Source organism: Streptomyces sp. NPDC093149 (assembly GCF_044754145.1).
Lineage (GTDB): Bacteria > Actinomycetota > Actinomycetes > Streptomycetales > Streptomycetaceae > Streptomyces.
In genome coordinates, this window is the sequence record NZ_JBIVON010000001.1 from 597,254 (window position 1) to 609,722 (window position 12,469).

A 12,469-nucleotide genomic window follows, 5' to 3' on the forward strand; every position below is an offset into this window, starting at 1 on the left:
CAGCGCGCTCTGGGGAGGCGTCGTGGACGACTACGCGGGTCGGGTGCTTGCCGACCGCTACCGCCTTCCGCTGCCTCCGTCCGATGAGTACGAACTGGTCGAGACCCGGGCGTTCGACACCTACAGCGGACAGGAAGTCCTGATCCGGCAGGTGCCGTTGCCCGAAGTGGTGGACGCCGAGGTGCTCGACGCCGACGGCCCGGTGCCGGCGGCCCGGCGGGTCACGGGGCACGCGGTGCGACGGTCCACGGACCCGGCGGTCCGGCGCGCCATCGAGGCGGCGCAGGCGGCGGCCCAGGTCCCCGACCATCCCCGGCTCGACCAGGTCTTCGACGTGTTCGCCGAGGCCGGCTCGCTCTGGATCGTGAGCGAATTCGTCATGGCCCGGCCGCTCGCCGCCCTGCTCGCGGAGCGTCCCCTCGACCCCTTCCGGGCCGCCGAGATCGGCTCCGACGTGCTGACGGCGCTGCGGGTGCTGCACGCCCATGGCTGGACCCACCGGAACATCACCGTCCGCACGGTGCTGGTCTGCGACGACGGCCGCGTCGTGCTGACCGGGCTGGCGGCCGGTGCGGCGGAGGAGGCGCTCTGCGGGTACGTGCCGACGCCGCAGCCCGACGACGGGGACGAGATCGCCTTCGGCCGCCCGGCGGTCGGGACGGGCCCGGCCGGGCCGTACGCACCGCCCCCACTGCCCCCGCTGCCCCCGTCGCCCCCGCCCGTCCCCCCGGCCGAGGTGCCGGCCTCGCGCGGCCCGGCGGCGATCGGGACGGGCCGCACCCCCGGCGACCCGTACGGCGACGACGAGGCGCACGCCGATGACGCGTACCCCGGCGACCGGTCCGGCGACGACCTTCACGGCGGTGCGCAGGGCAGTGGGCCCGGCGAACTGGAGGCCGTGCGGCGGCCGGTGAATCCCGCCCTGCCCGCGCCCGCGCCCGCGTCCGCGTTCGCGCCCGCGCCCGCCCCCGGAACGGAGGGTGCCGCGCGGTCGCGGGCCGAGCGCGCCGGAGCCATCGCCGCCTACCGCGCGGGCGCCCGCGCCGCGGCCCGGGTCGGCGAGGACCAGCGCCGGACCGGGGCGGGCGAGGCGGAGGACACCGGCAGCCTCCCGGTGCAGCGCACCGCGCGGCCGGACACGGGACCGTCCGCCCCGGACAGCCGCCCGCAGCCGACCGGCTCCTGGAACCGGGCTGATGACGACCCGGCCGCCGAGGACCCGTACCGCAAGGCTCCGCACGGGGACGGCCCGTACGCCGAGGACCCGTACCGCAAGGCTCCGCACGGGGACGACCCGTACGAGGAAGACCCGTACGACGACGAGGACGACGACGGCCACGGGGACGACGGCCCGGCGCCCGGCCGACGGCTGCATCTCACCGGCACCTGGAGCGACGGCCCCGGCTCCGGGCGCCCCGTCCCCGCCGGAGGCTCGGGCGAGGACGCCCTGCGTGCCGACGCCCGGCGCCACGGTGACTCTCCGGCGCTGCCGGCGCACCCGTCGCCACAGCGGCAGCAGCCGGGCCACTGGGACGACGTCGTCGCGGGCGGGAGCCAGGGCCCCGCCTATCGCGGCCCCGCCACCACCCTTGCCGCCGAGCGGGCCCGGCAGACCCGGATCGCCGTCGTCGGCGCGGTCACCGAGCGCTGGGCGCCCGAGCAGGCGGGCCCCGTTCACGAGAACTGGCAGCTGGCGCCGCCGATCGGCCCCGCCACCGACCTCTGGGCACTGGGCGCGCTCCTCTACCGTGCCGTCCAGGGCCACGCCCCGTACCCCGAGGAGAACGCGGCGGAACTGGTCCAGATGGTGTGCGGGGAGCCGCCCGCCTTCGCCGAGGAGTGCGGTCCGCTGCGCCCCGTCGTCGAGTCGCTGCTGCGCCAGGACCCCACCGAGCGGCCGGACTTCGAGGAGCTGAGCGGCTGGCTGCGTTCCCTCGTGCGGTCGGCGCCCGAGCCCGAGGCCGGTCTGGACGTCGTACCGCTGCCGTCCGTCGACAGCGCCCGGCTTCCCATCGTGCGCCGCCGGGGCGAGCTGGTCCGCAGGCGCCGCGGTCGCTTCGGCCAGGGCTCGGCCCACGGCCGCCACCGCCACACCAAGGAGAAGACCGACCGGCGCGACAGGCCCGGACCGGAGAGAGCACCCAGAGCGCCGCGCGAGCCCAAGGGTCCCAAGGCGCTGCGCACCCCGCCGCCCGGCCCCCGGCAGGGCGAGGGACGGGCGCCGCGACGGCTGGGGCGGCTGCTGCTCGTGCTGATCCTGCTGGCCCTGGTCGCGGCCATCGCGTACGCCATGCTGTTCATGCCCAAGACGGACGGCGACTCCGGCGCCCGCTCCACGGGCCCCGCGTCGTCGGCGTCCGGCTCACCGGAGCCGGGCGACGGCGGGACCGGCGGGCAGTCGTCCACGCAGCCCCCCGGTGCCCAGCAGCCGCAGACCAGCCGCTCCGCCGTCGCGCTCGCTCCGGGCTACACCCTGCGCAAGGACCCGGAGGGGTTCGAGGTCGCGGCGCCCAAGAGCTGGCGGCGCACCCCCGCCAACGCGGACCGTCAGATCCGTTACGGCAGCGATGGCTTCAGCCTGCTGATCGTCCCCGGACGCGACACCGTCAAGGCCGACGGTGACGACCCCCTCGTCTACCAGGCCGACAAGGAACTGGAGTTGCAGCCCTTCCGTGACTCCAGCTGGTCGGGGTCGAGCGGGCTGCGCCGGATCGACGTCGGCCGACAGGCCATGGCCGAGGGCCAGTTCACCTGGCAGGACGCCTCCGGGCGCGAGGTGTACGCCCGTAACCTCGCGATGATCGTCGGCGGCCGCTACCACATTCTCCAGGTCATCGGCCCGGAGAACCGGCGCGACAAGGTTTCGGACATCTACGAACAAGCCATCGCCTCCTACCGTGTGACGCACTGAAACACCCCGGCGCCACGGCCGGACGACGCCGGAGCGACAAGCATCACAGTGCGGTCTCTTGGGGGAGGCGAGGTTCCGTGGCCCCGGTCCCCCTCCGTAATCTGGCCTCCGAGGGAACGGGGCGGGGATACGTGGATCGATCACAGGGCACAGAGGCGGGACTGTTGCTGGCCGGAAGGTACCGGCTCGGTGAAGTTCTCGGGCGCGGCGGCATGGGCAAGGTCTGGCGGGCCCATGACGAGGTGCTGCACCGCACGGTCGCGGTCAAGGAGCTGACCGCCGGGCTGTACGTCGCCGAGGCCGACCGGATCGTGCTGCACGCACGCACGCAGAAGGAGGCCCGCGCGGCGGCCCGGATCACGCACCCGGGTGTGGTCACGGTCCACGACGTGATCGAGTACGACAACCGGCCCTGGATCGTCATGCAGTACGTCGACGGTCCGTCGCTCGCCGACGAGGCCAAGGAGTCCGGCGAGATCGAGCCGCGCGAGGCCGCCAGGATCGGCCTCCATGTGCTGGGCGCGCTGCGCGCGGCACACGGCGCGGGGGTCCTGCACCGGGACGTGAAGCCCGGCAACGTCCTTCTGGCCAGGGACGGCCAGGTGCTGCTCACCGACTTCGGGATCGCGGCGATAGAGGGCGACTCGACCATCACCAGGACCGGTGAACTGGTCGGCTCCATCGACTATCTGGCGCCCGAACGGGTGCGCGGCGGCGATCCCGGCCCCGCGTCCGACCTGTGGTCCCTCGGCGCCACGCTCTACACCGCGGTCGAGGGACGCTCGCCGTTTCGCCGCACGTCCCCGATCTCCACCATGCAGGCCGTCGTCACCGAGGAACCGCCGCCGGCCCGGAAGGCGGGCCCGCTCACCCCCGTGATCACCGCGCTGCTCCGCAAGGAACCCGACGACCGGCCGTCGGCGGCGGAGGCGGAACGGATGCTGCTGGAGGCGATGGAGGGCCGCGAACCGCGGGCCGCGCAGGCGTACGTACCGACGCAGCGCGTCCCCGACGAGGTGCTGCGCACGCTGGACACGGACGCCGCGTCCGGGGCGGGTGCGGCGGGCACGGCCCAGCTGCCCCGTCCGGCGACCGGTTCCACCGCCGACCCGGCGCCGTCCCCGGCGACCCGGCGCGGCCGCGGCCGGTGGCGCACGGCGGTCCTGGTCATCGCCGCCGCCGCGCTGGTGGGCGGCGGCGCGGGGCTCGCCGCGATGAAGTACGGGGACCGTGCGGAGAGCCCGGCCGGAAAAGGCGTCACGGGTACCCATGCGGCCGTCACCCCCTCCGAGCCCGGCACTTCGCGTGCGCCGAAGCCCCGTACCTCGAAGAACGGCGTGCCCGACGGCTGGAAGCGGGTGAACGACCCCGAAGGGTTCAGCCTGATCGTGCCCGACGGCTGGGTGCGCCGGGCGGACGGCAACCAGGTCGACTACACGCCGGACAACGGCGTGCACTACATCCGGATCAGCATCGACCCGGCGCCCGACTTCGAGAACGCGTACATGCACACGCTGAACCTGGAGAAGCAGCTGTCCGAGCGGCTGCCCGGGTACGAGCGCAAGACGCTGCACTCCAACACGTACCGCGACCGGCCGGGCTCGCTCTGGGAGTTCACCTGGACCGAGACCAAGAACCATCCGGGCCCGCGTCACGCGATCGACCAGATGTACTTCGGGGAGGACGGCGGCCCGGAGTATGCGATGTACATGACGGGGCCGGCGGCGGACTGGGACACCACGCGGGAACAGTTCGACACGATACTGCGTGGATGGCAGGCGCCCGACGGCGCCGAATGAGCCCCGCCGGATCGTGCCGACGGCCACAGGGGTCCTGATCAGGGGCTTTGTTGCCAGTGATCACTGGCTTGTTTGTGGGGAGTGTGAAAACCCGTTACTCACGGGTACCCAAAGTGTGCGGCTGGCCGTACTCTCGCCCTCATGACGGACTCGCAGGCCTCCACGTCCACCTCCTCCGCCCCGGTCGGCACCAACCCCGTGGCCGCCGCCCCCGCGGGCGTGCGCACCGCCGCCGACGTGGTGACGCCCGAGGTGATCGCCCAGCTGACCCGTGGCGTCGTCGGCTCCGGCCGCACGGCCAACCACACCCCCTTCACCGGGGAGAAGCTGGCCGATCTGCCCGAGTCCACCCCCGAGGACGTGGCGACGGCCTTCGAGCGGGCCCGTGCCGCCCAGGCAGCCTGGGCCGCGACCCCCGTCCGTGCCAGGGCGGCCGTCCTGCTCCGTTTCCACGACCTCGTGCTCGGTCGCCAGGCCGAGGTGCTCGACCTCATCCAGCTGGAGACCGGCAAGGCCCGGCTGCACGCCCACGAGGAGGTGCAGGCCGTCGCCGTCGTGGCCCGCCACTACGGGCGGGCGGCCGCCTCGTACCTGAAGCCCAAGCGGCACACCGGAGTCGTGCCGACGCTCACGAAGGTCACCGAGCTGCGTCAGCCGCGCGGCGTGGTCGGCCAGATCGCGCCGTGGAACTACCCCTTGGAGCTCTCCGTCGGTGACGCGCTGCCCGCGTTCGTCTCCGGCAACGCCGTCGTGATGAAGCCCGACACCGAGACGGCGCTGACCGCGCTGTGGGCCCGGGACCTGCTGATCGAGGCCGGACTGCCCGCCGAGGTGTTCCAGGTGGTCCTCGGTGACGGGCCGGTCATCGGCCCCGAGGTCGTCAAGCACGCCGACTACGTCTCGTTCACGGGTTCCACCCGCACCGGTCGCGAGGTCGCGCAGGGTGCGGCGACCCGGCTCGTCGGAGTGTCGCTGGAGCTCGGCGGCAAGAACGCCATGCTGGTCCTGGAGGACGCCGACGTGGAGAAGGCCGTCGCGGGCGCCGTCCGCGCCTGCTTCTCCTCCGCGGGCCAGCTCTGCATCTCCATCGAGCGGCTGTACGTCCACGAGTCGGTCGCCGACGACTTCGTGGCCCGCTTCGCCGCCCGTACGAAGGCCATGCGGCTCGGCAACTCCCTCGCCTACGGGGCCGACATGGGCTCCCTGGTCGGCGAGCGTCAGCTGGAGACGGTCACCCGGCATGTCGCGGAGGCCGTCGAGAAGGGCGCCACGCTCGTCGCGGGCGGCGTCGCCCGCCCCGACATCGGCCCGCTCTTCTACGAGCCGACCATCCTCGACGGCGTCGAGGCGCCGATGGCCGTCTGCAACGAGGAGACCTTCGGCCCGGTCGTCTCGATCTACCGCTTCACCGACGACGACGAGGTCGTCGCCCTCGCCAACGCCACCCCGTACGGGCTGAATTCGAGCGTCTGGACCAGGAACTCCAAGCGGGGCCACCAGGTCGCCGCCCGGCTGCGGACCGGCACGGTCAACATCAACGAGGGGTACGCCCCGGCGTACGGCAGCGTGCAGTCCCCGATGGGCGGCATGAAGGACTCCGGTCTCGGCCGACGGCACGGCTCCGAGGGCATCCTCAAGTACACCGAGGCGCAGACCGTCGCCCAGCAGCGGCTGATTCCGCTCGCCCCGGTCTTCGGCATGGACGACGAGAAGTACGCGGCGTTCATGACCCGCAGCCTGAAGGCGATGAAGGCGTTCCGCCTGCGCTGACACCGCAGCACCTTCTGTCCTTTTCATACCGAGGAGAGCCATGCCCCAGGACAGCCCTGCCCGGAATCGGTCGGTCTCCCCCGAACCGGCCGACGACGACGCCGCGTACGACTACGACGTGCTGGTCGTCGGCTCGGGCTTCGGCGGTGCGGTTTCGGCCCTGCGGCTGACCGAGAAGGGCTACCGGGTCGGGGTGCTGGAGGCGGGCCGCCGCTTCACCCCCGGGACCCTCCCCAAGAACTCCTGGGACCTCAAGAACTACCTGTGGGCCCCGGCCCTCGGTCTCTACGGCATCCAGCGCGTGCATCTGCTCGGCAAGGTGATGGTGCTGGCCGGTGCTGGGGTCGGCGGTGGTTCGCTCAACTACGCCAACACGCTCTACGTACCCCCCGCGCCGTTCTTCGAGGACCGGCAGTGGGCGTCCATCACCGACTGGCAGGACGAGCTGAAGCCGTATTACGACCAGGCCACGCGGATGCTCGGGGTCCGGCTCAACCCGACGACGACCCCCTCCGACGTCCACCTGAAGGCGGCCGCGCAGGCCATGGGCGTCGGCGACACCTTCCATCCCGCCCCGGTCGGCGTCTTCTTCGGCGACGGCGAGGACGCCGACGGCACGGCGAGGGCGAAGCCCGGCGGCACGGTCGCCGACCCGTACTTCGGCGGCGCGGGCCCCGCCCGCAAGGCCTGCACCGAGTGCGGCGAATGCATGACGGGCTGCCGCCACGGCGCGAAGAACACCCTCAACGAGAACTACCTCCACCTCGCCGAGAAGGCCGGAGCCGTCATCCACCCGATGACCTCCGTCGTCGCGATCACGGATCATCCGGAGGGCGGCTACCGCGTCACCGCCGTCCCCACCGACCGTCGCAGGAAGGCGAAGCCCACCCGGCTGCGCGCCCGCCAGGTGGTGGTCGCGGCGGGCACGTACGGAACGCAGACCCTGCTGCACACCATGAAGGACCGTGGTCTGCTGCCCCGGCTCTCGGCCCGGCTCGGCGAGCTGACCCGTACCAACTCCGAGGCGCTCGTCGGCTCGCAGACCAGCGACCGGCGCTACCGCAAGAAGCACGGCACCGCGAAGGCCGACTTCACCCGGGGCGTCGCGATCACCTCCTCGATCCACCCCGACGCCAACACCCACATCGAGCCGGTCCGCTACGGCAAGGGCTCCAACGCCATGGGCGCGCTGTCCGTCCTCCAGGTGCCGTACGGCGGGCGCCGGGTGCTGGGCTGGCTCGGAAACATGGCCAGGCACCCGACGCTCGCCGTGCGCTCGCTCTCCAACCGTCGCTGGTCGGAGCGGACCATCATCGGGCTCGTCATGCAGTCGCTGGACAACTCCCTGACGACGTACCGCAGATCCGGCGGCATCGGAAAGGGCCTCCTCACCGCCCGGCAGGGGCACGGCGCGCCCAACCCCACACAGATCGAGGAGGCGACGCGCAGCGCCACGCTGCTCGCCGAGGAGATCAACGGCTTCGCCGGTTCGAACATCGGTGAGCTGATGGGCACTCCGCTCACCGCGCACTTCCTCGGCGGCTGCCCCATCGGCGCGAGCGCCGAGGAAGGGGTCATCGACCCGTACCACCGGCTCTACGGACATCCCGGCATCTCGGTGGTGGACGGTTCGGCGGTCTCCGCGAACCTCGGCGTCAACCCGTCGCTCACCATCACCGCTCAGGCCGAGCGCGCCATGTCCTTCTGGCCCAACAAGGGCGAGGCGGACCCGCGCCCGGCACAGGGCGAGGCCTACGAACGACTGGCCGCCGTCGAGCCGAAGGCGCCGGCGGTGCCGAAGGAGGCCTTCGGCGCACTGAGGCTGCCGTTCCTCGGGCTGCCGGCCGTCCCGCCGAAGGAGAAGCCGTAGCGCCGACGGCGGACCGGGACAGCGGAAAGGGGCTGCACCCCCCTCCGAGTGCAGCCCCACACCGACGGTGACGAAGCCTCTTACACGGCCGCGTCACCGTTCCTGCGGCGCCGCACGATGAACATCGCGCCCGCGCCGAGCACTACGGCCGCACCGCCCGCGGCGGCGAACACCGGCACCGCGGAGGACGAACCGGTCTCCGCCAGGCTGCCGGAGACCTGGCCCGTCGGGTTGTCGGCCGGCTTGGTGGACGGCACCGGAGCGCTGCCACCGGTCTGCGGCTTCGAACCGCTTTCGCCGGAGTTCACGATTCTGAACCTGTACGCGACGTCGCTGACGCCCGCGCAGTCCTTGTCGCCCACGTAGAGGCCGGCACCGAGGGTGAAGCCGGCACCGACGGGGGCGCTCGCCTTCACATTGATGCGCAGCGGGATGTCGACCTCGTAGCCCGCGCGGATCTCGTCGGACTGGCCGACGTAGCCGACGGCGCGGCCGTCCTCGCTGAGCTCCTCCCACGTGCCGGTGTCCGTGTCGAGGGCCTGGAGACTGACGTGCCTGGACTTGAAGAGGTCGTCGCCGTTCTTGTCGGAGGAGGCGCCCGCGAAGTAGTCGATCTCCTTCACGGTGGACTTCGACGCGTTGTAGACGTTCATCTTGAACGTGTGCCAGCCGCTGCCCCGGGCGATCCTGCCGGGCAGACCGTTGATGGAGATGTCCAGGTCGGACTTGGCGCACTCCGTCGGCTCGGGATCCTCGGACTCGGACGGGGACTGCGACGGGGACGTGGACGCGGACGCGCTCGGGGACGCGTCGGCGACCAGGTCCGGGGCCGGAGAGGTGCTTTCGGTGGTCTCGGCCGCCTCGCTCGGGCCGCTCCCGCGGGACTCCTCGGCGGGCGCGGTGGCGGACTCGGAGGCCGACGGGTCCGCGTCGGTCTCCGGGGACTCGGAGCCGCTCGGCGTGGGTGTGGCGCTCTCGGCGGCGGTGGTCACGTCCGTCGTGCCGGCGAACGCGGCCGGGGCGGCCAGGACCGCGGCCGGTGCGATGACGGCCGTGGCGGCGGCGAGTGCCAGTGTGCGGCGAAGCTTCATGATGACCTCAGGAGTCCGGCGTACCGCGGTGAGCGGTACGGATGTCGGGACGGGCCAGCCGTGAGGTTCACAGGCGGGGCCGGTGGTTCCGCATGGTTGACCCGCGGTCCGGCGCAATGGTTGTCCGGATACTCACAGAACATTTATGTGACACCGCTCACGCCTCTCTCCGCGGGCCGGCCGGCCGCGGTGCGCCACGCACGACTCGTGCACGGCGCGAGAGGCGGCCGGACGGAAGCGGCCCGTGGTGCCAGAGGTGCGCGGGGGGTACGGGAGACGGCATGAGCAAGGGCCCCGGTGGACCGGGAATCGGTCCACCGGGGCCCTGCGCGCATCGGTACCGGGGTGCGGCGTCGGCGTCGGGCCGGACGGCTGTCCCCACGCAGGCCGTTCCACCCGGATACGGTCGGCCCCGGGCGTCCCCGGAGCCGACCGTTCTTGGGGTGACCGGGCTGCTGTCCCCTGCCGACCGGTCACGCACGCTGGGGCGCGGTCCCACGGCGTACCCTGCAGTACGCCACACGCTCCAGCGGAGCCACGCGTGGTTCCTTCCAAAGCCGCCCCTGGCTGGCACGGACACCGGGACCAACGAAGCCGCGCCTGACCCGGTCACGCGCCGTACGGGTGAGAGTCGGCCCGAACTGGGATACGCCCGCACACCCGGGCCGTGGGGCGTTCAGGCCCGTCCGCGGCAGAGCTCCAGCAGCGTCATGGCGAGCGAGGTGCCGGGCTTCCCGAGCGCGTCCCGGTACTGGCCGAGGATCTCCATCTCGCGGGAGAGATTGATCCGTCGGCCGCCGGAGGTGATCCGCGCCTCCTGGATGACCGCCGAGACGGCCATCCGCTCCTGGACGAGCCCGATGATCCGGTCGTCGAGCGCGTCGATGCGGGACCTCGCGCCGTCGATCAGCGCGGCGGCCTCCTCGGTGTGCGCGCCGGTCTTCTCGGCGGCGGTCTTGGCGGGGGCGGCGGCGGACTTCGCGGGGGCGGTGCTGGTCATGACGGTGGACTCCTCGTGGGATGCGGCCCCCGAAACCGACCGGTCCGGAACGACAGAACGCCCCGGGCCTTTCGGCCCGGGGCGCCTGGAACGTTGCTTGTCAGTGGATCAAGCAGCACGACCATGGCAGCCGGCGGGCCGGATGCCATAGGTAAAGACGAAGGTCGTGTGCTGACGCATGTCTTCAGTATGGCCCCGCCGCGCACGCGGACCAACACGGGGCCCGGATGCTGAGACACCCGCGGGCCCCGGGCCCGCTGCCCGCGCTTCCCGCACTCCCGTCCGGACGTGACGACGCCCGCCTTCGCAACCCCGGTAGAATCGACAAAACCGACCCCCCTTCACCGCCGGAAGGCCGCCCCGTGCCAGCAGCACCCCCCGCCGCCCCCGACATCGCCACCGACGTGGTCCTCGTTGTCGATTTCGGGGCGCAGTACGCCCAGCTCATCGCCCGACGCGTCCGTGAGGCCCGGGTCTACAGCGAGATCGTCCCGTCCACGATGCCGGTGGCCGAGATGCTGGCCAAGAACCCCCGGGCGATCATCCTGTCCGGCGGCCCCTCCTCGGTGTACGCGGAGGGCGCGCCCTCCCTGGACCGGGCGATCTTCGAGGCCGGTGTCCCGGTCTTCGGCATGTGCTACGGCTTCCAGCTGATGGCCACCACGCTCGGCGGCACCGTCGACGACAACGGTGCCCGTGAGTACGGCCGTACCCCGCTCACCGTCTCCAAGTCCGGCTCCACGCTCTTCGAGGGCACCCCCACCGAGCAGTCGGTCTGGATGTCGCACGGCGACGCCTGCTCCGCCGCCCCCGAGGGCTTCACGGTCACCGCGTCCACGGACGTCGTGCCGGTCGCCGCCTTCGAGAACGACGAGAAGAAGCTCTACGGCGTCCAGTACCACCCCGAGGTCCTGCACTCCACGCACGGACAGCAGGTCCTGGAGCACTTCCTCTACCGCGGCGCCGGCATCGAGCCGACCTGGACCACGACCAATGTGGTCGAGGAGCAGATCGCGCTGATCCGTGAGCAGGTCGGCACCAAACGCGCGATCTGCGGACTGTCCGGCGGTGTGGACTCCGCGGTCGCCGCCGCCCTCGTGCAGAAAGCCATCGGCTCCCAGCTGACCTGCGTCTACGTCGACCACGGTCTGATGCGCAAGGGCGAGAGCGAGCAGGTCGAGAAGGACTTCGTGGCCTCCACCGGCGTCCAGCTGAAGGTCGTCGACGCCGAGGAGCGGTTCCTGAACGCGCTGGCCGGGGTCTCCGAGCCCGAGCAGAAGCGGAAGATCATCGGCCGGGAGTTCATCCGCGTCTTCGAGCAGGCCCAGGCCGAGCTCGTGGCCGAGGGCGCCGCCGACGGCGAGGAGGTCGCCTTCCTCGTCCAGGGCACGCTCTACCCCGACGTCGTCGAGTCCGGCGGCGGCACCGGCACCGCCAACATCAAGTCCCACCACAACGTCGGCGGTCTCCCCGACGACATCGAGTTCCAGCTCGTCGAGCCGCTGCGCCAGCTGTTCAAGGACGAGGTCCGGATGGTCGGCCAGGAGCTCGGTCTGCCCGACGAGATCGTCCAGCGCCAGCCGTTCCCCGGCCCCGGCCTCGGCATCCGTATCGTCGGCGAGGTCACCAAGGAGCGGCTCGACCTGCTCCGCGAGGCCGACGCCATCGCCCGCGAGGAGCTGACCGCTGCCGGTCTGGACCGCGACATCTGGCAGTGCCCGGTGGTCCTGCTCGCCGATGTCCGCTCGGTCGGCGTCCAGGGCGACGGCCGCACCTACGGCCACCCGATCGTGCTGCGTCCGGTCTCCTCCGAGGACGCCATGACGGCCGACTGGTCGCGACTGCCGTACGAGACCCTCGCCAGGATCTCCACCCGCATCACCAACGAGGTCGCCGACGTCAACCGCGTCGTGCTCGACGTGACGAGCAAGCCGCCGGGCACCATCGAGTGGGAGTGACCCTTTTGCAGGGTCAACGCTGATGCCGTCGCTCATTCGTTTGGGCGGCGGCATCGTCGTATCAGCTGGG

At 72.4% G+C, this 12,469-nt stretch carries 7 protein-coding genes; 5 read left to right on the top strand and 2 right to left on the bottom strand.

All coding sequences use genetic code 11. From position 1 onward, the window contains the following. Window positions 1–22: 22 nt before the first annotated feature. The 4 genes from ACIQCZ_RS02955 (at window position 23) to ACIQCZ_RS02970 (ending at window position 8,350) form a co-directional block, all read left to right on the top strand. Entirely contained in the window at window positions 23–2,911 is a 2,889-nt protein-coding gene (locus ACIQCZ_RS02955) for a protein kinase (protein ID WP_402279025.1), read from the top strand. A 131-nt stretch (window positions 2,912–3,042) separates the two neighbouring features. Next, window positions 3,043–4,710: a serine/threonine-protein kinase gene (locus ACIQCZ_RS02960; protein ID WP_402279027.1), complete on the top strand. Its 1,668-nt coding sequence runs from the start codon at window positions 3,043–3,045 to the stop codon at window positions 4,708–4,710. 141 nt (window positions 4,711–4,851) lie between these two features. Further along, window positions 4,852–6,480 carry a succinic semialdehyde dehydrogenase gene (locus tag ACIQCZ_RS02965; protein ID WP_402279029.1) on the top strand — a complete coding sequence of 543 codons (1,629 nt, stop codon included), beginning with the start codon at window positions 4,852–4,854 and terminating at the stop codon, window positions 6,478–6,480. A gap of 40 nt (window positions 6,481–6,520) precedes the next feature. Continuing rightward, the gene (locus tag ACIQCZ_RS02970; protein WP_402279031.1) at window positions 6,521–8,350 is read left to right on the top strand and encodes a GMC family oxidoreductase N-terminal domain-containing protein; all 1,830 of its coding nucleotides are present in this window, start codon (window positions 6,521–6,523) and stop codon (window positions 8,348–8,350) included. 80 nt (window positions 8,351–8,430) lie between these two features. Here the strand turns inward: ACIQCZ_RS02970 and ACIQCZ_RS02975 are convergent, their stop codons facing one another. Beyond that, window positions 8,431–9,441: an LAETG motif-containing sortase-dependent surface protein gene (locus tag ACIQCZ_RS02975; protein WP_402279033.1), complete on the bottom strand. Its 1,011-nt coding sequence runs from the start codon at window positions 9,439–9,441 to the stop codon at window positions 8,431–8,433. 676 nt (window positions 9,442–10,117) lie between these two features. Next, a complete protein-coding gene (locus tag ACIQCZ_RS02980; protein ID WP_351074499.1) occupies window positions 10,118–10,441 on the bottom strand; it encodes a chorismate mutase in 324 nt (107 codons plus the stop codon). A gap of 362 nt (window positions 10,442–10,803) precedes the next feature. On the opposite strand from ACIQCZ_RS02980, the gene guaA reads away from it, so the two are divergent. Continuing rightward, window positions 10,804–12,399, top strand: coding sequence for a glutamine-hydrolyzing GMP synthase (gene guaA, locus ACIQCZ_RS02985; protein WP_376475089.1), 1,596 nt, complete (start codon window positions 10,804–10,806; stop codon window positions 12,397–12,399). Window positions 12,400–12,469: the final 70 nt, after the last annotated feature.